This window comes from Cryobacterium sp. MLB-32, assembly GCF_000738085.1.
GTDB lineage: Bacteria > Actinomycetota > Actinomycetes > Actinomycetales > Microbacteriaceae > Cryobacterium.
Window position 1 is genome coordinate 1 of record NZ_JPRS01000084.1, and the last position, 20336, is coordinate 20336.

Below are 20336 nucleotides of genomic sequence, written 5' to 3' on the forward strand. Positions count from 1 at the left end.
GGCTGGCCAAGCAGCCCGACGTGTTGATGCTCCTGTATCTATTCTCCGCCGGGGAGCTGCGCGGTGTGTTGAGCGAGATGGGCTACAACTTTCCGCCCGAGGCCGTGCTGCGCACCGTCGATTTCTACCGTGAGAGATCCACTCACGGTTCCACACTGAGCAGTGTCGTGTATTCCTGGGTGGAAGCGCGCCGCAACAGAGCGGACTCGTGGAGTTACCTGCTGAAGGCGCTCGATTGCGACTTCGGAGCCGTGCAGTTCGGCGGCACGAACGAGGGCATCCATCTCGGCGCTATGGCCGGTTCGGTCGACATGATCGTGCGGTGCTATACCGGGCTCGAGATCCACGACGACATGCTGTGGCTGCACCCGATACTGCCGGAGGAGTTGCGGTCGGTTGACTTCAAGATCCGCTTCCGCCAACAACCCATCCGGGTGCATCTGACGCACGACACCCTGCGGCTCCAGCTGCTCCCCGGCGGGGCAGCGCCCATCCGGGTACGAGTCGATGGCCAGGAGGCCACGCTCGTGCCCGGACAAGCCCGGAGTTTCGCCCTGCGCTCGCTCACACCGAGCTAGCGACTACTCCTCGAAGGCCTCGGGCGGCGGGCACGAGCACATGAGGTTTCGGTCACCGAAGGCGTTGTCGATGCGCCGAACCGGCGGCCAGTACTTGTGGCTCACCAGCGTGCGCAACGGATACACCGCGGTTGCCCGGTCGTAGGCGTGCTCCCACTCCCCCTCGATCACCGATTGCGCGGTGTGCGGGGCATTGTGCAGCGGGTTGTCGTCGGTCGGCCAGACACCGGCGCCCACGGCATCCGCTTCCGCACGGATTGCCATCATGGCGTCGATGAAGCGATCGATCTCGACCAGGTCTTCGCTCTCGGTGGGTTCAACCATGAGCGTTCCGCCCACCGGAAAACTCATCGTTGGCGAGTGGAAACCGTAGTCGATGAGGCGCTTGGCCACGTCGTCGACGGTCACACCGGTCGCCGCCGTGAGCGGGCGCAGGTCGAGGATGCATTCGTGGGCAACGAGTCCGTTCTCGCCCGAGTACAGCAGCGGGAATGCGCCGGCGAGGCGTTTGGCCACGTAGTTGGCCGCGAGAACGGCCGCGCCGGTGGCCTGTTGAAGGCCGTCGGCACCCATCATGCGCACGTAGGCCCAGGAAATGGGCAGGATGCTCGGGCTGCCGTAGGGGGCTGCCGAAACGGGGCCGCCCTCGTGCCGCACGATCCCCGACGTTCCGTCGCCGGAGAGCAGGTAGTGCTCGTCGCTCTGGGCGAGCGGATGCCCGGGAAGGAACGGCGCGAGGTGTGCCTTGGCCGCGACGGGACCCACGCCCGGTCCGCCGCCACCGTGCGGGATGCAGAACGTCTTGTGCAGGTTGAGGTGCGACACGTCGCCGCCGAAGTCGCCGTAGCGGGCGAAACCGAGCAGGGCGTTGAGGTTGGCGCCGTCGACGTAGACCTGTCCGCCGGCGTCGTGCACGGCGCGGCAGATGGTCGCCACCTCGTGCTCGTAGACGCCGTGGGTGGACGGGTAGGTAATCATCAGCGCGGAGAGATCGTCGGCATGCTCGGCGATCTTGGCGTGCAGGTCGCCGAGGTCGACGTTGCCGAGGTCATCACAGGCCACGACCACGACACGCATGCCGGCGAGGGCAGCGGATGCGGCATTGGTGCCATGGGCGCTCGACGGGATCAGGCACACGGTGCGTGCGCCCTCGCCGCGGGAACGGTGATAGCCGGTGATCGCGAGCAGGCCGGCGAGTTCGCCCTGGCTGCCGGCGTTCGGCTGCAGCGATACGGACTCGTAGCCGGTGACATCGCAGAGCCAGGTTTCGAGCTGGCGAACGAGCTGGAGGTAGCCCCCCACGTCGGCGCGCGGTGCGAACGGGTGCAGGCCGGCGAACTCGGGCCAGCTCACCGCTTCCATCTCGCTCGCGGCGTTGAGCTTCATGGTGCACGAGCCGAGCGGAATCATGCCGCGGTCAAGCGCGTAGTCGGCGTCGGCGAGGCGCTTCAGGTATCGCATCATGCTCGTCTCCGAGCGGTGCGTGTTGAACACGGGGTGGGTGAGGTATTCGCTCGTCCGGGTGAGTTCCGCGGGCAGCCCCTGCTCGGCGTGCCCGAGGGCTGCGGCGGCCTCAGCGGCCACGGCAACCTGAGCGACGGCGGCCGCGGCAAAGTCCACGTGACCGAAGGCATCGGAGCCGCCGAACGCACGCAGCACGAGGGTGAGGTCAGCGAGCGTGGTTGTTTCGTCGACGGAGATGCCCAGCGTGTCTGCGTCTACGATGCGCAGGTTCAGGCCGACGTCGGCGGCGCGGCGGGCGATGTCGTCGGCACGTCCGTGAACCGACACCTGAAGGGTGTCGAAGAACGTGTCATTCAGAACCGTGACGCCGGCATCCGTCATTTTCTCCGAGCGCAGCGCCGCTGCCAACTGGCCCGCACGCTCGTGCACCTGGGTGGCGATCGCTTTCAGGCCGTCTGGCCCGTGGTAGACGGCATACATGCCCGCCATCACGGCCAGCAACACCTGCGCGGTGCAGATGTTGGAGGTGGCCTTGTCGCGGCGGATGTGCTGCTCGCGCACCTGCAGGGCGAGGCGGTAGGCCGGGTGGCCGGCCGCGTCAACGCTCACGCCGACAAGACGACCGGGAAGCTGGCGTTCGAGTCCCGTACGCACGGCCATATAGCCGGCGTGCGGGCCGCCGAAGCCCATCGGTACGCCGAAGCGCTGGCTCGTGCCGACGGCGACATCGGCGCCGAGCTCTCCGGGCGAGGTGATCAGGGTGAGGGCGAGCAGGTCGGCGGCCACGACGGCGAGGGCCTTCTGCTCGTGAGCGAGGGCGATCACGCCCGCGGGGTTCCAGACCCGACCGGATGCCGCGGGGTACTGCACGAAGATACCGAAGTACTCGCCCAGATCGTCCGCGGTGGTGTTCTCATTCAGCGGCAGCACGGCGAGCTCGATGTCGAGCGCGTGCGCACGGTTTTCGAGAAGCGCGTGGGTCTGCGGCAGGGCGTCGGCGTCCACGATGAAGCGGCGGCTTGCGGCCTTCGAGGCCCGACGTGCCAGGAGCATGCCTTCCACGACGGCCGTCGACTCGTCCAGCATGGAGGCGTTGGCGGTGGTCAGGCCCGTGAGATCGGCGACCATCGTCTGGAAGTTGATGAGCGCTTCGAGGCGCCCCTGCGAGATCTCGGGCTGGTACGGCGTGTAGGCCGTGTACCAGCTGGGGTTCTCGAAGACGTTGCGCTTGATCACGGCGGGCGTGAACGTGTCGTAATAGCCGAGGCCGATCATCGACCGCTTCACGGTGTTGCGGCTCGCGATCACTCGCAGCTCCGCGATGGCCTCGGGCTCTGTCGCGGCGGGAGGCAGGGTGCTGTCACCATCGGTGCGAAAGAGATCGGAGTGGATCGCGCCCGGCATCGCCGCGGCCACGAGGGCCTCGACGGAGTCATAGCCGAGCGTGGCCAGCATGTGGGACTGCGCGGAGGCATCCGTGCCGATGTGGCGCTGGGCGAAGGCCGGCGAGCCGGACGTCTGTCGGGTGGTGGTATCAGTCACGATGAGCGTCTCCACGGATTATTCGCCCGTCAGGGCGGCGTACTCGGTGAAGGAGAGGAGCGGCGGAAGCTCGGTGAAGGCGATCTTGATGAGCCAGCCGTCGCCGAAGGGGTCGCTGTTCACGAGCTCGGGCGCGTCGACGACGGCCGAGTTGGTGGCGGTCACCGTGCCGTTGACGGGCGCGAACAACTCGCCGACGGACTTGGTCGACTCGATCTCACCGACGACGGTTCCGCCGGTGACGCTGGTGCCCACGTCGGGAAGTTCAACGAAAACCACGTCACCGAGCTTTTCGGCGGCGTAGTCACTGATGCCGACCGTGGCGATGTCGCCCTCAATCAGCACCCACTCGTGCTCGACGGTGTACTGGAGTTCAGATTTGTCAGTCATGGGAAAACCTTTCGAAGAGAGTCGGGCTACTTCTTGCGTGAATAAAAGGGAAGGGACGCCACGGTGGCGGGAATGCGGGTTCCACGCACGTCCATGTACACCTCGGTGCCGAGTCGGGCGAGGGCCGGCGTGACGTAAGCCATGGCGATGGGATAGCCCAGGGTCGGCGACAGGGCGCCGCTCGTGATCTCGCCGGACGGTTCGGCCGCATCCACGGTGCCGTAAATGTCGTAGCCGGCCCGACCGGCCCGCTTGCCCTGCGCGATGAGGCCGACGAGCACGGGCGCCGTGGCGCTCGGCCCTTCCTCGCTCGCCGCGCGACCGATGAAGTCGGTGTCCTTGGCCAGGTTGACCACACGGCCGAGACCGGCCTGGGCGGGGTAGGTGGTGAGGGTGAGCTCGTGTCCATAGAGCGGCATGCCCGCTTCGAGCCGAAGCGTGTCGCGGCTGGCGAGACCCGCCGGCACGAGGTCGTACGCCTCTCCGGCCGACATGATCGCTTCCCAGAGGGCGAGCGCATGCGCGACGGGCACGTATACCTCGAAGCCGTCTTCGCCGGTGTAGCCGGTGCGCGCGATGAACAGCGGGGTTCCGTTGAAGGCGCCGTTCATGGCCCGGTAGTAGCGCAGGCTGATCATGTCGCCGCCGGCCGCGAAGCCGGCGGTCTCGTTGAGGATGCTGCGTGAATTGGGGCCCTGCACGGCGATGAGGGCGACGTCGTCACTCTCATCGACGACGGTCACGTCGAATCGCGCGGACCGTGCCTGCATCGCCTCGACCGCGGGGAAGCGGTTGCCGGCATTGGCCACGACGAGGAACTCGGTGTCGCCGAGGCGGTAGACCACGACGTCATCGATGATGCCGCCCGCTTCGTTGAGCAGCAGGCTGTACTTGGCCTGCATGAGGGCGATCGCCGAGAGTTGACCCGCGAAGGTGTAGTCGAGGTACGTACCGGCGTCCGGGCCCGTGACCCGAATCTCCGCCATGTGGGAGAGGTCGAAGATTCCCGCGTTGGTGCGCACGGCGTGGTGCTCGGCGAGGTCGCTGGAATACCGCACGGGCATCTGCCAGCCGGCGAAATCGGTGAAGCTCGCACCGAGTTCGACGTGTGCCTGATGCAGGGGTGAGAATCGCGCTTCCGCGTGGGGATCGACCGAGGTCATGAGTTCTCCGGGACAAGCCGGCCGAGGCCGGACGAGGGTACCGAGGCTCGGTTGAGCCTCGTGGGAACTCCCCCTCTGTCGCTGAGGCCTGAGAGCTTCACCATGCCCGAGGGGCATGACTTTCACCATGGGCGGAATTGACGGCGTTGGTCTCGACGATCTCGACGGGCTCGATCACCGAGTCCTGAATTTCGCTTCGCTCAATTCACTTTTCAGAGTGGCCAGTTCGATGCGGTACGCGTACCTGAGAGATTGTCGGGGAGGATTGCTCCTTCGGTGTTCGCTCGTCTTGCGACGTCGAACTCTCCCGCATCGACCTTGATGGCCCAGTATTCAGTTCTGGTATGTGGCTCAAGCCTAGACCCACACACCCGCACGGACACGACCGATGATATTATTCGCGCGATACAGGCCCTTGTGACGGAGGCATTCCTATGGATGGGCTGCGCAAACCGTTCTTCATCGCGGCGATCATCGTGGCCGCCCTTGTCGTCTTCGCCGAGCTCGGGCTCTCGTTCTTCGTCGTGAACGCCGCCGTCATCCCGCCCGGTGCCGGGGCCACCCAAGACCTCGGTGTACCGGCCGGGATCGCGGCCGTGAACGCCGCCAACGGATCGGATCCGCCGGGTTCCGGCATCGCTTTTCTGGCCCTGGTCGACGGTCTCGTGCTCTTCACCGTGGGCATGCTCGGGCTGAGCCTGATCGTGCCGCTGCGTCTCTACGGCAGGATCCAGGGGATCGTGACCCTGATCGTCTCGTTCCTCTGGATCATCATGTGTTTCCTGTTGCTGATCGTGGGATTGATTCAGCTGTTTCTGATGATCGGCCTTCTGGTGGCCATTCCATTCGGCACCGTTGTCTACGTCGCTATCTGGGGCTCGTTCCCGGTGGGAGCCGCCGCCGCGGTGCTCGGTGCTGTTTTATTGCTCAAGATCGTCTTCGGCGTGCTCCTGGTGGTCGCGCAGCCGCGTTTTCTCCGCGTCAAGGGACTCGTGATCCTCGTGCTGCTGTCGGTCGTTCTGCAACTCGTCCTGGGTTTCATTCACGGGTTCCTGCCCGGTGTCGTCGTCTCCATCGGGGACCAGTTCTGGGCCCTGGTCACCGGCGTCGTCGCCCTCATCTGGGCGCTGATCATGCTGATCGTGTCGATTCCCGCCATCGTCAACGCGATCAAGGCCAGCGGATCCGTCACTGATTGATGTTCATCCCCTGGAGGTTGGGCAAAATCTGGCCCGTATCAAACTTCTCGGTGAACTGATTCTGGTCGAAGAAGACGCAGGCCGACGGATTGACGATGCAGAAGTTGTCGACGATCACGCCGCCGCCATCGGTGGCCTGCGGAGCGACGTACTCGAAGATCGCCACCCCGAGTTGCTTTCCGTCGCTCTCGACGACCAGAGGCACCTGCCCAGCCTGCGCCGCAGGGGGCGTGCTGAATGTCACTTCGGTGGGACTCACGAGAGTTGTGGCAACGCTCGTCTCACCCACGGTGACGACCGTCGGATCGGCGAACTGTCCCGTCAAGGTCACGGTCGTGCCCCCCTCCACTCCGCCCTGCGACGGGGTAAAGGAGGTCAGTGACAGCACGACGGCGGGTGGGCGGGTGAGGAGAAACGCGGTCGCGCCGCCGCCGAGGATCACCACGGCAGCGGCGACGGCCACGATCCACCACGGGAATTTCTTCGTCACCACCGGCACGACCTCGGGCACGACGAGCTGCACGACGAACCCGAGCTCGGCGTAGTCCTCGGGGGCCTCGTCCGCGCTGTACGGAATGAGCTTGACCTGGTAGGTGCCGGGCAATGCACCCGTCGTGTTGAACGCGACCTCATACTGCACGGTGGCACCCGGATCGATGGTGCGGAGCGGCTCCTCGATCGTGGCCCCGGTCGATCCGGTCAGGCCGTTGGGCGGGCCGACCGGGAACGCCCCCAACACCACGCGCTCGGGTGCCGCGGAGGCGTTCGTCACCGACGCCGTGAGTGTTCCCTTGCCACCGGTCAGCGTTACCGTCTGCGAGCTGAGCGTCATGGACAGTTTCTTCATGGGGTCCTCCTCAGGGAATCCAGAAACTACAGAACCGCAACGTGGATGGTACTCCCGAGCCACACCTGTTGGCCGGCGGGAGGGTCTTGCGAGAACACGGTGCTGTTCGTGCCACCGATGAATTGGATGTCGAGCACGAGGCCGGTCGCGGCGGCCAGCGCCTGCGCCTGATCAATCGTCAGTCCTTGAAAAAACGGCGTCACCACAAGCGGCGGCTCCGTGTACTCGAATGTGACGCTGCCGAGGTTGTGTCCGGCGCTGGTCACGCCGAGTTCGATGCCCTGCGGATGCGAGGTGGCGGGCATCACGAACGTGTACTCCGTGTCGCTGACCCGGGTGAGCGGTATGTCCGAGTCGTGCATCTTGTCCACGAGCGTTGTCGGCTCATCGAATCGGCCGGTCATGGTCACGGTCGTTGCCGTGTTGAAGAAGCCCGACGACGGCGTCATGGCTGTGACCATCAGGGTGGGGGTTGGCGCCGGCGTCGACCCCTGCGAGGTGGCCAGCACGACCGCCACGACGATGCCGACCACGACGAGTGCTCCGATCAGAATGAGGATCCACCACGGCTTCGCTTTCGGCGGTGGCACCGGCGTCTCGATCACCGTGATCTCCACCGAACGACCGAGCTCCGCATAGTCCTCCGGCGCGTCGTCGGCGGAGTACGGGATGAGCTTGAACGAGTATGTGCCCGGGGCGGCGCCCGTGGTGTCGAACGCCACCTCGTACTGCTCCACGACCCCCGTGGGGATGGTGCGCAGCGGCTCCTCGACCGTGGCGGACGGGACTCCGGCCCCGCTACCGCCACTCGGGAAGACTCCCAGCACGACGCGTTGCGGGGCCGCCGAGGCGTTCCCGACGGATGCCGTCACGGTTCCTTTTCCGTTGACGAGCGTGACGTGCGCGGAACTCAGCGTCATCGAGAGTTGCTTCATAGCGGACTCAATTGCAGCTGGCAGGAGGTCAAACCAGGGCAGGCAAACGACAGCGAACCGCCGGACCGGCCCACCGTCAGGTCGGTCGAGTCGCCCTGATTGAGGTTCTGGGAGGCATCCGTTCCCTCGATCTGCATGGCCACCGTGACGTCCCCGGGAGCAGACAGCACGGTGAGTCGTCCTCGCTTCGTGACCGGTCCGAGATCGAAGGTGCCGCCGAAGGCCGCGATCGTGAAGGTGCAGGCCTGCTGTACCTGGATGGACTCTCCGCTGATGGCACAACGCCCGTCGCTGAGCAGGAGGTCGCCGGTGTGCAGCGGTGCCACCGGGCCGATCCCGGCGAGCCCGGCGACCGTGTCCCGTTGCAACGGGCGGTCCCCACCGCCGAATCCGACACCGAGCACGAAGAGCAGCAGAACCACGCCGGCCACGACGCAGGCGATGATGATCGGCTTTCGATTACTGTCGCTCATCGTCGTTTCCTCCGGTCACGGTTGACGGCACGGAATCGACGGAGAGCGCGTGGGTGATGTGGGCCGGTTTCATCACGGCGACGATGCGCTGCACCAGATCGACGCGATCGGCGGCATCCGCCGGCACGTGCACGACAACGTGAAAGACGCCCGGATCGTCATCGACGGCGAACCCGCCAACGCCGGTGGCCAGCTGCAGAAACCGCACGAGCCCCGCGGGGGTGCCGCGGCGCGCCGACAGGTCGGCGGCGTTGGCGACAAGGTCCCGTTGCCGGGCCGCCTCGACCCCGGATCCCTGGCCGGGCGTCATGCCCGTCAGCCAATCGAGATCGACCCAGGAGGCGAGGTACGTGACGAGCTGGTCCGGCGCCCGATACGGGTGAACGATCGTCTCCACGGCATCGAGCACGTCAAGCACGGGTTGCTGCAGGTCGGCGGTGACACCGATCAGGGCTCGTAACGGCGCGCTGCGCGCGGCGGATACCTGGAAGACCTCGGGCAGGATCCCGAGCAGCAGGGCATCCGGTTGATTCTGTTCAGGCATCGGCACGCACCACCTCAATACGGTGCTCCCCCGAGCAGAAAAGCCACGTGGGCGGCAGGGTGATGAAGGTGTCCACCGTGCGGGCCGTGCACGTGCTCCACGTCGAGGCTTCATCCGTCGAGCGGAAGATACCCTCCGGTCCGGCGCCGAGCACGAGGGGCGCGCCATCGGACCCGAGCGCTCCCGAGACCGACCGCACGGGTTGGAACCTCGCGCGGTCACGCAACGGGAGACCGCAATTGACGTCGCGCTGGTCCCAGGCGCGTTTCTGCCCGGCCGCGAGCGGCAAACGCAGCACGCCCCCGCTCTGCGTCGCTGCATACGCCGAGTCCCCCGTCACGTGCACCCCCCAGCAGCTGCCGCCGCCCCAGCCGGTGCCGAGTTCTTCCCAAGACGCCATCAGGGCGTCGTCGAACGTTGTGCGGGCAAGGTCGTCGATACGCAGCCGGGCGCACCCTGTTCCTGACCCTTCCGGCACCGCGCGCCCCAGCCACAGATACGTGGCGGGGCCGTCGTATTGAACGGCCAGGCAGCGGATATCCTCCCCCGCCGCCCGTACGCGCTTGAAGGATTCCGGGGCGCCCGCCGTGGGCGACATCCAGACACCGGCCGCGGCCTCCGCCGTGATGATGACGCCGGTCTGGCCCCGCACGTCCGTGAACGAATCGATCGCGTAGAAACCACGGTCCGGCTGGGCCGGGTCGACGAGGTTCTGCACGGGGATGGCGCCCTCGGTGTCGGCGAGTTCGTAGAGTCCCTTTTCTCCGGCCAGCAGCAACACGGGCCTGCCGAGCCGGTCCACCCAGGCGAGATCCGCGAGCGTGAAACCCAGTTCCGCCCGTCGTCGCCAGCTCTCGCCCAGGTCGTCGCTCACGTACACGCGAGAGCCGTCACCGGCATCCGTCGCCACCGCGACCATGCCCGGATGCGTCGTGGCCGATCCCTGGCCCAGGCGGAACGGAACGATCGAGCGCACGTTCTCGCCCCGCGAATTCCGCGCAGGCCTCCCAGCCGTCCCCGAAATTCGTGGTGCGAAAAAGGGTGTCTCCCTGCGCGACGAACCAGGTGCCGGCCTGCCCCTCGGCCTGGATCAGCGAGGTCGCGTCGGTGTCGGGCACCTTGTCCAGTTCGAGCCGCACGCGTTCCACGTACTGCACCCCCGGCTCTGACTCCTCCATGGCTCGGTAGAGATTGGACGCACGCAGCGGGCGGCCGAAACCAAACCCGTAGCCGATGCCCCCGGCGCTGCCTGCCGCCCCGCTGGGAAGAGGGTTGATCGCCTCGCCGAGCCGGCGAACGATGCGTTCTCTGACCGCCACCGGGTCCTCATCGGGGCGAACGACCACCCGAGCGTCGACGAGCACCTGCTTGTAGAGGGCCCAGCGCACGACGGGCGTCGCACCGATGGTGGCGCGATCGCGGAGGTACCGGTCGACCTCGCCGCGAACATCGTCGCGGGCCTGGGCAGCGAGTTGATCGAGGGAGACACCGCCGTTCGCGCGCGCCGACACGGGAACGTGGGGCACAAGCACGACCTCCACCTCTCCGGGGCTCGCAAAAGACCAGACATCCCTTCTCGTGAGGGCATGTGCCCGGGCGACACCGCCGTGCCTCGCGGCCAGTACCTCGTAGTCGCGCCCGGTCACAGCTCGATCACGCGACTGGAAATCCTGCGGTGCCCGACGGAGCGCATCGTCGAGGGGCTCCTGGTCGCGGCCACCGGTCGCGGGCGCGGGGTTGCTCACCCGCATCCCCGGCAGCGAACTGCGCAGAACGGTGAGGGTGCCGGCGGAAACGTTGCCGCGCTCGCCGCCGCCGCTGCGGAACCACGCCCGCACCTGCGCGCCCGGTGCCGGGACCGCGGGCACGGGAGCGATTCCCGGGCCGGCGGAGTCTGTGCCACCACGCTCACTCCACCAGGCGAAGATCACCGTGCCCGACGAACGGTCGACCCGCACGACGGGTTCCCCGTCCTCGGCATCCGCGAAGGCCTCCACCTCACGGCAGAATCGGAACGGCTTGCCGTCGACGAGCACCGCCTCACCGCTGGCGAGGGGCGACCCGGCCGGTACCTCGATTCCGATACTCAGCCCCGGCCCGGCGACCGCCGGCGCGCTCGGCAGCATGAAGATCTGCCCGGGTCGGCCGGTGCCGACCCCCAGCAGGGTTGCCTCGACGGGCGTGGAATCCACGGCATCCGCGGTCACGCTCGTTGCCCCCGCGGCGAGCACGGCGTCGGCGAGGGTGCAGAATACCGGCAGGGCAACGCCGGGCACTGCCGGCGGCGGGCTCACCTGCGTGCCGCGGGGAACCACAAGCTCCGGCCCGTCGGCGGCGGCACGGGTGAATTCGAGCGTGACCGTTGCCGCGCTCGGCGGATACACGGCGGTACCGAGCAGATTGAGGTACACGGCATACAGCTTCTCGGGTACCCGGTTGAGGCGGTAGATCAGCAGATCCGTGAGGTGAGCGAAGGCCTCGACGAGCACAATGCCGGGGTCGTGCACCGAGAGGTCCGTCCACTCGGGATCGAGCTGGCGGATGCGGTCGCGCGCGCTGTCGACCAGCTCTACGAAACTGCGGTCGTCGAGATTGGGCACGGGAATGCTCATGCGGGGCCTCTCTCGGTCGTTCGGCTGGCGGCGACCGGCCCTGCGCCCGAGACGGGAACGGCCACGGCCATCTCGTCTTCGTGCTGGGTGGCCTTGACTCGGTAGCGCAGGCGCACCTCGAGCAGCGCAGGCTCTTCGGGGGCCCGCGCGGCATCCAGGGACAACACGCTCACGCGTGGTTCCCACCGTTGCAGGGCGCTCGCCACGTAGTGAATGGCAAGCCCGGCCGTGGTGTCATCGGCGGGCGCGAACGCCAGCCGAAACAGGTGGCATCCGTAATGGGGCCGGTTGACGCGCTCACCAGGCCGGGTGCTGAGCAGAAGCAGCACGGCCTGGCGCACGGAGGCGTCCTCCGTGACCGTCGCCAGACGTCCGTCCGGCGTGAGGGTGAAGCCGGGAGCCCCTGCGGAGGCATCGAAATCCGGGTGCACGAGGGCGATGGCACGGTAGCGCGGCGCGGTCATGTCGCCGCCTCCACCAGTTGCTGGCCTGGCGAGCGCACCGTGTATTTCACGGCGCCCGGCGGCGTTCCGTCGGTGTATCCCTCGACCGAATCGAGGCAGATCGCCTGAGCGCCGATGCGAATGAAACTCGAGTAGCCTCGGTGCACGACGAGGGTATGGGTGCAGGGCTTGATGTTGATGCCGATGTTCGGGCAACCGTTGATGTCGCGGCCCTGGGGGTCGTTCTCCACCAGCACCGGGGACGTGAGGATCTTCACCCACTGCTGCGACGCCACGTTCTTCACGATGCCGTCGTGCCCGCAGCGCAGCACGCCCTTCTCGACGAGGATCTTCATGTCGCCTCCTCGAAATCCACCGTCTTGGCCCGCACCGTGAGGGCTCGTCCGGGCGCCTCGATCATCAGGTCGGTGGCCGAGTGCAGCGTGAACAGATCGGGGGTGAGTGATATCGACGATCCGTGGCCGTCTTCCACGCGGATGCTGTGGCTCGCGCCATCGAGGACGACCCGTTGCCCGTCCGCGGTCGCCACGGTGAAGCGTCGGCCCCGGTCACCGCCGAGATCCGCGTCGGGAACCCGCTCCGGGCCGAAGAGCCCGCCCAGCACGACAGCGTCGCCCGGGTCCCCGGCCACCAGCAGCACGAGCACGGAATCGCCGGTGTTCGGCAGGATGACCGCTCCCTTGCCGGTGCCGGCCCCCTGGGTGAGCACGGGCGCCCAGCCCGTGGTGACCTGGGGATAGGCCGGGAGGTCGACCTGCACCCGCGCGCGCTGCTCCGGATCATCGACGTCGACGACGAGGCCCAGCGTCGTGACGTCCGCTGGGCGGGCGCTCGGTTGCGCCGCAGGGATGGCGGGAGGTCTCGTGCTGATGGTGGTCTCGTATCCGCTGCCCTCGACCGAGTGCACGACGTCGCACACCGTGTACGTGCCCTCGAGGGCGGCCGTCACGCCGGTGATCTTCACCCGCCCGCCCACGCGGATGCGCGGGTCGCCTTCGGCCACGAACACTCCGGTGATTTCGCCCGCCGCCCGCACGTCGAGCTCGGACTGGGCCAGGTCGGTGGCCGCCGCGTCGTCGGCGAGCGCGTCGTTCTGGCGCAACAGCGCTCCGCCTCCGCCGACGCTTTGCGGGGCGGCGTCGGCGCGCACGCCGGCCCTGGCCCGGTTGTCGTCTGACTCGCCGTGCACGATGGCCGCGGAGTTCGGGTTCCAGCCGGTGACCGAGGCGCTCAGGAAGGAGGGTTCCTGACTGATTTCGAGTTCGGCGGAATGCAGGGTGGTGCCGAGGTTCAGCTCGACCGGGTCGCCCTCGCCCTCGAGCCCGACGAGCCGCAGCGCGGAATCGTCGACGACCGGGTAGAGGCCGGCCCGCCGACTCGCCTCCACGAGCAGCCCCAGATCGGAACGGGCCAGCTGGTAGGTGCGCGCGGGACGGCCGGTGCCGCCGACGACGCTCAGCCCCGTTCCCGCGCAGAGCGCTGTGGCGAGCCCGTTCAGATCGACCTCGTCGTGCACCCGGGTGAACTGCCGTTTGCGCAGCCGGTGCAGGGCGTCGTAGGCGCGCACCCGGATCTCTTCGGCCAGGTCTGCGCCGTAGCTGTGCTCGACCACGGTGACTTCCCCCACGAACAGCGCACGCCGAACGCCGACGACTTCCACCCGCAGCGCGTCACCGGGAGCGGGGTCGACCCGGCGGCCGGCGTCGAGGGTGAGCCAGGTGATGCTGCACCGGGCGGGCTGCGCGAGAGCGGCATGCACCTCGATCGAGGCGACGGATGCGGCCTCCGCCGCCGTCAGCCGGTCACGGCCGAGCGTGATGATGATCTCCGGGAGCCCCTGCACATCGGTCATCGTGGCTTCTCCCCGAGCGGCGGAATGGCGAGACGTCCGGCGAAGTGCAGGGGGTCGTCCACGTTACTGAATTCGAGGATCTGCTTCACGAGCAGCGGTGTGCCGTAGCTGAGCATCGAAATGATCCCGTATTCGCGGGTGGGCGTCAACGGTCTGGGCACATCGGTCTCTGGAGTGTCCGGAGCCAGCGCCTCGAAGCCACCATCCCCGGACACGGCGACGGTCTCGACGGGGGGCGCCGTGAGATCGACCACCGGCAACCGCTGGGCGAGCTCATAGTTTTCGCCGCCCTCCTCATCGGCGCTCTGGCCGACCCGCACGAAGACGAGCCGCATCCAGGAACGCAGAGGCGAGCCATCCGGGGCGAATCGGTCAAAGCGCTCGGCGACCTCGGTGACGATACCGGGCATGTCCCACGCGCGTCCCCAGAGAAAGTGGACCCCGGGCGGGCGACGCTTCTTGTCGACCTCCGCCGAGTTTTCGGCGAGCTTCCAGATGGGACGGGTCATCTGCCGAACGTCGGTCACCTGCAGGTTGGCCGGCGCGAGGTCGACGTCGAAGAGCAGGTCGAGGCGCAGCTCGGTATGGCCGCCGCCGGTGAATAACAGCGGGTCGTCGGCGAGACCGGCACCGGTCAGCCGCCCGCCCGCCGAACGCCGCGGTTCGACGCCGGCCGTGCGGGACATGACCACCGTTTCCGGGTTCAGCAGGCACCCGAAGTGTTCTCCGGTGTCCTCAATGAGAAAGGCGACCCGTTCCATGTCACACCCGGGATTCTTCGAGGGCAAGTCGTCGGGCCCGGGCAAGGTCGAGCCTGACACGGTAAGTGGTCGGCCCATCGGCCTCGGGGTGCGGGCAGCGGCGAGTTCGGGCCACGGATGCGGGCTCGGGGCTGCCACCGGCCGGGTCGGCCCGGCCGGTCTCACCGGCGCCGGCCACTCGACCGACGGGGGGTACCGCGTGCCGCGGGTATCGGCCCACGAGACAGCGGGTGCGGCGGGTACCCGGGCAGGTGCGGGCGCGAACGTAAGTGTCGGTATCGGTATCGGCGTCGTTGTTCTTGCTGTCGGTGCCGGTGCTGGCGGCTGTGCTCGCGGCGGTCGAGTGACCGTCCGTCGGGCGGCCGCGCCTGCAGGAACCGTCGGGGTACGGTCCGACTCGTGTGTCGTGCCCGGCAAGCGGATAGGGCCCGAGGGCGTTCTCAGGGCGCCTCGTACACCCACCCCGTTCGCGGCATGCGGCGCGGCGGCCGGTCGCAGCACCAGGCGCGGCAGACGAGCGGACGCGACGGTCTGACCGACCGCACCCGCGTGCCCCGGTACCGTGTCGCGTTCGGGTGGCGGTCCCTGGACTATCGCCGGGCCCGGATCGCCGATCTGGACGTCGTCTGGCCGGCCGTGTCCTGCACCCTCGCGGGTCTCGACCGGTCGAATGCTCAGCCGGGCGATGTGCACTCTCTGCGACCACTGGCGCAGCAACGCTCCGTGGGGCACAGCGGCGGGCGCCCCATCCCGCTCGGGTCGCCGCTGACCCGAACGGTCACGATTGACGTCGCTCGACCCGGCCGCGCTCGCTGCGGCCGCGCTCGCTGCGCCCGTGACGTCGCCCCGGGCCCCGACAGCGACGTTCCGAGGCTCGGGGGTTGCACCGCGGGAGACGCGGGCCGCGTCCGGCACCCGAGTCGTCGGGGCGTCATATCCGCCGGGCTCGACGATCGGCCGGCCGGGGCTCGGTTCGTTCGTCGGGAGAGACGCGAGCCCACGGCCGTACGGCTTCGCCTCGCGCACACGACGGATCCAGTGCTCTGGCGCCTCATCCAGCGTGCTGATCCACGAGAGATCGCCAGCACGACCGGCACCGAGCTCGGCGCCCACGCCGAGGTCTTTGAGGGGATCTCTTCCGGGATCGGTGGGCTCATCGGCGCGCGCACCCGTTGTCGCCGCGCCGTCGCGCGGGCTCGATGCACGCGCAGTCACCGGGCCCTCCGGTGTCGACTCGAGCAACCGTGCCAGCACGCGCAGGCCTCGTCCGAGGCGGCTACGAAGGCGGGGTCGCGGGGGCATCGTCGAGCTTCAGCCGGTCATAGGCAAGGCTGAGCGATTCGATGGCCAGCTCCTTGCCGAGGGCGTCGAGCGGAGCTCCGGACCACTCGCACGGCCAGGCTCCGATGAGGTTCCAGCGCCGCACCTCGGCCGACCCGGCATCGTTCAGCATGGCCAGCGACACGTTGCGACGCTCCACCGTGCCGTCAACGGCTTTGAAGAGCCACCGCAGCAGCTCTGTCGAGTCGGTCAGGCCGTACCGCAGGGTGACCGGCGGATACTCGACCGGCCCGGGCATCGTGCGAACGACCGCGTTTTCGCCGCCCTCGCGCCACAGCAGGCGAGGGATCACCATGCCGAGGCCGTCGACCCGAGTGAAGTGCCCCTGCACCACGCTCTGGATCACGAGCTTGAAGTTGTACGCGCGATACGGGTCGACCACGTTTCCCGGCTGCGCCTGCGGAGGCGGGGTGGCTGCTGTTGCTGCATCGGACATGTCAGGCTCCCAGGTTTTCGATCTCGGTGGTGTCCACCGACTGCATGAGTTTGAACACGATGAACTCTGCTGGCTTCACCGGCGCGAGCCCGATGATCGTCACGACCCGGCCGGCGTCCCGCACCTCGGGCGGATTCGTCTCGGCATCGCACTTCACGAAGAAGGCCTGCTGAGGCGTGGTGCCGAAAAGTCCGCCGTCGTGCCAGACATTGGTGAGGAAATCGCCGATGTCGCGTCGCAGGGAGCGCCACAACTCGTCTTTGTTGGGCTCGAAAACCGCCCAGCGCGTGCCGTCCTCGATCGATTCCTTGATCATGTTGGTGAGCCGTCGCACCGGAACGTAGCGATATTCGCTCGCCTCCGGCGCCTTGGTGCGTGCACCCCAGACCCGGATCCCCTCGCCCGGAAAATAGCGGATGCAGTTGACCCCGGCCGGGTTGAGCACCTCCTGCTCGCCCCGGCTGATGCGCTGCCGAAGGTCCAGCGCGCCCTGGATGGGTTCGTTGGCGGGCGCCTTGTGCACCCCGCGGCTGGCGTCGACCCTGGCCCAGACCCCGGCGATGTGACCGGAGGGAGGCTGGGTCACTTTGAGGCCAGACACCGGGTCCAGCACCACGAGCCACGGCACATAGAGGGCGGCGTAGCCGCCCGGCGACTCCGGCGGGCCGAGAGAGAGCTGCGTGTCGTCGCGCTTGCCGGTTCCTTTGGGCGCGGGGTCGGTCTCAGCGTCACCGCCGACCTTGGTGGGAACGCCCGAGGTCGCCACCCTGGTGAGCGCCGACACGTCGGATCCCCAGTCTTCGACGGCATCGAGGATGGCGACGCGGTCCTGACGCAGCGGATGCTCACAGTGTTCGAGCAGGGCGGCATAAGAATCTGCGTCGGCGTAGCCGGGCGCGGCCACGATAGAGATGTCGTCGACCTTCTCGAAATTTCGCAGTCCTGTGGGGTGGGCTGCCGTGCCGAGCAGGGTGCCGCTGGCGCCGATATTGACCACGTAGCAGCGGCCGCCGCCATTGTTGAAGAAGCCATAGACCGCGTTCGACAGTGGCGTGCCCACGGTTGCGGTTCCCACATAGATATCGACGAATTGCGTCCAGTTGTCGAGCACCACGGTCTCGTCGACGCGGGCCGCGGCATCCGGTGCGATGCCCACGAACCCGGCGATGCTCGAGTTCACCTGCCCGATGGCGCGGGCTCCGCTCGGGACCTCCTGCACGTACACGCCCGGAGCGAGGTAGTTGGGCATGCTGTTCTCCTTTCACCTGTCTTGAGAAGGGTTGTTTTCAGTTGGGCGCCCACGTGATGACGAGCGCGGGATCGACGGCCGCGGTCACGAGCCGAGTCGTACCGCGATACTCCACGGTGAAATCCTGAACCGGATCCGAGGTCGACAGCAGCGTGAAGCGTCCCGCCCGATCGCTCGCCACCGCGACGGCGGAGGCCCGCGCACGGATGCTGGCACCGGCGAGTCCATGCCCGTCCGACCCCACCACCACTCCCCGCAGCTGTCGGCCGATCACGGTGGTCACCTGCAGGGGCTCGAGGATGGGCGGACCGCCGGGCTCCGTCAGTCGCAGATTGACGGGCACCCGCACCAGAAAGCCCACGGCCCCGGTGGCTCGCAGCTCGGGAGTCAGCGGCGCGACCGAATAGCGGGAGAGGTTCTCCAGCGCCACCATCATCCGTTCCAGGTTGTCGAGGGTGTGCTCCCCCGTGCACGCGACGGCGGCGGACAGTTCGAGGTCGAGTACCGGGCCGTCCCGGCGGGAGCGGCCGATGCGGTCGAGAGCCACGACCCGCACCAGCACCGGATCGGTGGGTGCCGCCTCGGTCTCCGGTTGTCCGCCGTGCTGCACGCCGACGGAATCGGGCACCACGGCGTCGGCAAGCACCGCGACGAGGTCTGACAGTGACGAGCGCACCACGCTCACGCTGAACCTCGCTTCCCCGAGTCCCGACCGGAAGATGCAGACACCATACCCCCGCCGCTGCCGGGTGTCACCGGCTCGCGGGGCATTCCGGGCGGAACTCGCCGCACGGGATTATGCTGTCCGCACAGATCGCACCTTTGACTGAACGTTCAAGGACACTCCCATGGCTACACACCCCCGTGCGCGCCGCGGCTCGCTCTCACGTGTCACGGCCGTGCGTCGTGTGTAAGGTTCCGGCCCGCCGGTGGACGGACGCCTTCCCGCCCTCCCGCGTTGTTCTGGTGATTCTCTCACTCGCGCTGATCGCCGTCGGCATGCTTGTCCGCGACGTGACGGGGCTCGTACTTCTCGGCCTCGGTGCCGTCGCGCTGGTCACGGCGGTCGTGTTTCCGGTCATCCGCGCGGTCGAGTTCGGTTTCCCGACGGGGGTCAGGGTCACCACCGCACTGCGGGATCGCGATCAGGAGCTGCAGACGGCATTCCTGGGGCAACGCGGGGATCTCGGCCTTTATACCCAGCTCATGTGCGACGACCCCGCGCTCGCCGGCAAGCTGCTCGAAGCGGCCTGGGCCCGAACCGCCGCCGTATGGCGCGGGCCGGTCACGGCGGACCTGCGGTCATACGTGCTCTGCGAATTCGTTCATCTTCTCACCACACACGCCCGGTTGGGGGTCGCCACCCGCCCACCGGTGAACGGCCCGACCATCGAGCCGTCGGTGCAGAACGCCCTGTCCGCGCTCCTTCTGGCGGCGAGGATATCCGTCGTGCTCCGGGAATTCGCCGAGCTGCCCGTTGCCCGAATCGCCTCGCTGACCGGGCGCCCGCTGGCCGAGGTGGTCAGCGAACTCACCAGATCGGATGCCGTGCTGGCGGGCTTCGTCGCCAGTGGGGACAATTCATGAACCCGCAGCTGCGCCGCCGCCTGCTGGCCACTGCCGCCGTGAATTCCCACGCGAACCCCGCCATCGTGGACCGAGCGCTCCGCTCGGGTTCCGGCCGGTATCGCCGCCACGTGGCATCCGTTTACGCGATCACACTGGTGGTCTCGGCGTTGGTTTTCCTCGCCGTCGTCCTGGTTCATCCCGCCGCGCGCGCGGCCGTAGACAGCCTTTCGTCCGGAGCGACGTCGGAGCCGACCACCACTTCCCCGGCGCCCACGACGTCACAGCCGGCAACGGGCAATCCCGCCCTCGTGCTGGCGAGCATCAGCATCGTTCCGGGCGCGGTGACTCTGCCGGTGGGAGGCACCGCGCAGCTCACCGTTGTGGGCAACTTCAGTGACGGTTCCAGCGGGCCGACGGCCGGCGTTCCGGTCTGGGTCTCGAATAACGACACCATTGTCAGCGTCAACCCCGACGGGCGCGTCACCGGTCTGTCTCCCGGCCAGAATGCCACCGTCACCGCGTCCCTCGCGGGATTGATCGACAGCACGGTGATCATCGTCACCGAGAAGGCGCTGACGCGCATCAGCATCCGGTCCGTGCAATCCAGTTCCGACACCTTTCAGAAAGATCTGGAATCAGACGGTCAGGCCGCGTTGCCCGTGGGCGGTGACGCCCAACTGGTCGCGGACGGCGCCTACAGCGACGGAACATCCGGCACCCTGGCCAATGCCACCTGGGCCTCCGACCAGCCCGGTGTCGCGACGGTCGATTCCGCCGGTCGTCTCCGCGCGGTCGCCGCGGGAACAGCCCACATCACGGCGTCGCTGCAGGGCAACGTCGCCACGATTTCCCTCGACGTGAGTGATGGCCCGGTCGTGGAGTGAGCCGAAAGCACCTACCGCCCGCGCGCACGCCTC

The 20336-nt window shown here is 68.0% G+C and carries 20 protein-coding genes and 1 riboswitch; of the genes, 4 read left to right on the plus strand and 16 right to left on the minus strand.

What is annotated here, in order from left to right:
* Window positions 1-578: glycosyl hydrolase family 65 protein (locus tag JF66_RS10185; protein ID WP_035877565.1), on the plus strand; the 578-nt coding region annotated here is incomplete at its 5' end.
* Window positions 579-581: 3 nt separating this feature from the next.
* Here JF66_RS10185 and gcvP read toward each other — a convergent pair.
* The 3 genes from gcvP to gcvT all read right to left on the minus strand — a co-directional run bounded on the left by gcvP (window position 582) and on the right by gcvT (window position 5137).
* A complete protein-coding gene (gene gcvP, locus JF66_RS10190; protein ID WP_231556372.1) occupies window positions 582-3497 on the minus strand; it encodes an aminomethyl-transferring glycine dehydrogenase in 2916 nt (971 codons plus the stop codon).
* A 105-nt stretch (window positions 3498-3602) separates the two neighbouring features.
* Window positions 3603-3974: a glycine cleavage system protein GcvH gene (gene gcvH / locus JF66_RS10195; protein WP_035877566.1), complete on the minus strand. Its 372-nt coding sequence runs from the start codon at window positions 3972-3974 to the stop codon at window positions 3603-3605.
* 26 nt (window positions 3975-4000) lie between these two features.
* On the minus strand, window positions 4001-5137 hold the full coding sequence (gene gcvT, locus JF66_RS10200) for a glycine cleavage system aminomethyltransferase GcvT (RefSeq protein WP_035877568.1): 1137 nt from the start codon (window positions 5135-5137) through the stop codon (window positions 4001-4003).
* A gap of 222 nt (window positions 5138-5359) precedes the next feature.
* Window positions 5360-5457: riboswitch (glycine riboswitch) on the minus strand.
* 114 nt (window positions 5458-5571) lie between these two features.
* Between gcvT and JF66_RS10205 the strand changes: the two genes are divergently transcribed.
* Window positions 5572-6336 (plus strand): hypothetical protein, encoded by a 765-nt coding sequence (locus tag JF66_RS10205; RefSeq protein ID WP_035877570.1) that lies wholly within the window; start codon window positions 5572-5574, stop codon window positions 6334-6336.
* On the opposite strand, the gene JF66_RS21710 is transcribed toward JF66_RS10205, so the two are convergent.
* The 13 genes from JF66_RS21710 to JF66_RS10265 form a co-directional block, all read right to left on the minus strand.
* Window positions 6326-7183 (minus strand): IPT/TIG domain-containing protein, encoded by an 858-nt coding sequence (locus tag JF66_RS21710; protein WP_051973391.1) that lies wholly within the window; start codon window positions 7181-7183, stop codon window positions 6326-6328. The two genes, JF66_RS10205 and JF66_RS21710, sit on opposite strands and share 11 nt — an antisense overlap.
* A gap of 26 nt (window positions 7184-7209) precedes the next feature.
* On the minus strand, window positions 7210-8103 hold the full coding sequence (locus JF66_RS10215) for a PASTA domain-containing protein (protein ID WP_035877571.1): 894 nt from the start codon (window positions 8101-8103) through the stop codon (window positions 7210-7212).
* 11 nt (window positions 8104-8114) lie between these two features.
* Window positions 8115-8591, minus strand: coding sequence for a hypothetical protein (locus tag JF66_RS10220; protein WP_035877574.1), 477 nt, complete (start codon window positions 8589-8591; stop codon window positions 8115-8117).
* Window positions 8578-9135, minus strand: a complete 558-nt coding sequence (locus JF66_RS23575; RefSeq protein ID WP_035877593.1) for a phage tail protein — start codon at window positions 9133-9135, stop codon at window positions 8578-8580. The genes JF66_RS10220 and JF66_RS23575 overlap by 14 nt, the downstream gene beginning before the upstream one ends.
* Window positions 9128-10111: a hypothetical protein gene (locus JF66_RS23580; protein WP_197059382.1), complete on the minus strand. Its 984-nt coding sequence runs from the start codon at window positions 10109-10111 to the stop codon at window positions 9128-9130. Before JF66_RS23580 ends, JF66_RS23575 begins: the two co-directional genes overlap by 8 nt.
* Complete coding sequence (locus tag JF66_RS10230) at window positions 10026-11747, minus strand: baseplate J/gp47 family protein (RefSeq protein ID WP_081882300.1); 1722 nt, start codon at window positions 11745-11747, stop codon at window positions 10026-10028. Before JF66_RS10230 ends, JF66_RS23580 begins: the two co-directional genes overlap by 86 nt.
* The gene (locus JF66_RS10235; protein ID WP_051973393.1) at window positions 11744-12211 is read right to left on the minus strand and encodes a GPW/gp25 family protein; all 468 of its coding nucleotides are present in this window, start codon (window positions 12209-12211) and stop codon (window positions 11744-11746) included. Before JF66_RS10235 ends, JF66_RS10230 begins: the two co-directional genes overlap by 4 nt.
* Complete coding sequence (locus JF66_RS10240) at window positions 12208-12546, minus strand: hypothetical protein (protein WP_035877575.1); 339 nt, start codon at window positions 12544-12546, stop codon at window positions 12208-12210. The genes JF66_RS10235 and JF66_RS10240 overlap by 4 nt, the downstream gene beginning before the upstream one ends.
* Window positions 12543-14063, minus strand: a complete 1521-nt coding sequence (locus tag JF66_RS10245; RefSeq protein WP_051973394.1) for a phage baseplate assembly protein V — start codon at window positions 14061-14063, stop codon at window positions 12543-12545. The genes JF66_RS10240 and JF66_RS10245 overlap by 4 nt, the downstream gene beginning before the upstream one ends.
* Window positions 14060-16039, minus strand: coding sequence for a hypothetical protein (locus JF66_RS23585; protein WP_197059383.1), 1980 nt, complete (start codon window positions 16037-16039; stop codon window positions 14060-14062). The genes JF66_RS10245 and JF66_RS23585 overlap by 4 nt, the downstream gene beginning before the upstream one ends.
* A gap of 61 nt (window positions 16040-16100) precedes the next feature.
* Window positions 16101-16601, minus strand: coding sequence for a phage tail protein (locus JF66_RS10255; protein ID WP_035877577.1), 501 nt, complete (start codon window positions 16599-16601; stop codon window positions 16101-16103).
* Between the two features lies 1 nt (window position 16602).
* Window positions 16603-17850, minus strand: a complete 1248-nt coding sequence (locus tag JF66_RS10260; RefSeq protein WP_035877580.1) for a phage tail sheath subtilisin-like domain-containing protein — start codon at window positions 17848-17850, stop codon at window positions 16603-16605.
* Between the two features lie 37 nt (window positions 17851-17887).
* Entirely contained in the window at window positions 17888-18535 is a 648-nt protein-coding gene (locus JF66_RS10265) for a hypothetical protein (protein WP_051973396.1), read from the minus strand.
* A 221-nt stretch (window positions 18536-18756) separates the two neighbouring features.
* Here JF66_RS10265 and JF66_RS23590 point away from each other — a divergent pair, with 221 nt between their 5' ends.
* Both JF66_RS23590 and JF66_RS10275 read left to right on the plus strand, forming a co-directional pair.
* Entirely contained in the window at window positions 18757-19437 is a 681-nt protein-coding gene (locus JF66_RS23590) for a hypothetical protein (protein WP_197059384.1), read from the plus strand.
* Window positions 19434-20303 (plus strand): Ig-like domain-containing protein, encoded by an 870-nt coding sequence (locus JF66_RS10275; protein ID WP_035877583.1) that lies wholly within the window; start codon window positions 19434-19436, stop codon window positions 20301-20303. The genes JF66_RS23590 and JF66_RS10275 overlap by 4 nt, the downstream gene beginning before the upstream one ends.
* Window positions 20304-20336 lie beyond the last annotated feature (33 nt).

Bases quoted from the DNA above. Each gene is read 5' to 3' on its own strand.
- gcvT (WP_035877568.1), bottom strand. From the start codon at position 5,137: ATGACCTCGGTCGATCCCCACGCGGAAGCGCGATTCTCACCCCTGCAT.
- JF66_RS10205 (WP_035877570.1), top strand. From the start codon at position 5,572: ATGGATGGGCTGCGCAAACCGTTCTTCATCGCGGCGATCATCGTGGCC.
- JF66_RS21710 (WP_051973391.1), bottom strand. From the start codon at position 7,183: ATGAAGAAACTGTCCATGACGCTCAGCTCGCAGACGGTAACGCTGACC.
- JF66_RS10230 (WP_081882300.1), bottom strand. From the start codon at position 11,747: ATGAGCATTCCCGTGCCCAATCTCGACGACCGCAGTTTCGTAGAGCTG.
- JF66_RS10275 (WP_035877583.1), top strand. From the start codon at position 19,434: ATGAACCCGCAGCTGCGCCGCCGCCTGCTGGCCACTGCCGCCGTGAAT.
- gcvH (WP_035877566.1), bottom strand. From the start codon at position 3,974: ATGACTGACAAATCTGAACTCCAGTACACCGTCGAGCACGAGTGGGTG.
- JF66_RS10260 (WP_035877580.1), bottom strand. From the start codon at position 17,850: ATGCCCAACTACCTCGCTCCGGGCGTGTACGTGCAGGAGGTCCCGAGC.
- JF66_RS10240 (WP_035877575.1), bottom strand. From the start codon at position 12,546: ATGAAGATCCTCGTCGAGAAGGGCGTGCTGCGCTGCGGGCACGACGGC.
- JF66_RS23575 (WP_035877593.1), bottom strand. From the start codon at position 9,135: ATGCCTGAACAGAATCAACCGGATGCCCTGCTGCTCGGGATCCTGCCC.
- JF66_RS10245 (WP_051973394.1), bottom strand. From the start codon at position 14,063: ATGACCGATGTGCAGGGGCTCCCGGAGATCATCATCACGCTCGGCCGT.
- JF66_RS10215 (WP_035877571.1), bottom strand. From the start codon at position 8,103: ATGACGCTGAGTTCCGCGCACGTCACGCTCGTCAACGGAAAAGGAACC.
- JF66_RS10255 (WP_035877577.1), bottom strand. From the start codon at position 16,601: ATGTCCGATGCAGCAACAGCAGCCACCCCGCCTCCGCAGGCGCAGCCG.
- JF66_RS10235 (WP_051973393.1), bottom strand. From the start codon at position 12,211: ATGACCGCGCCGCGCTACCGTGCCATCGCCCTCGTGCACCCGGATTTC.
- gcvP (WP_231556372.1), bottom strand. From the start codon at position 3,497: ATGCTGGCCACGCTCGGCTATGACTCCGTCGAGGCCCTCGTGGCCGCG.
- JF66_RS10220 (WP_035877574.1), bottom strand. From the start codon at position 8,591: ATGAGCGACAGTAATCGAAAGCCGATCATCATCGCCTGCGTCGTGGCC.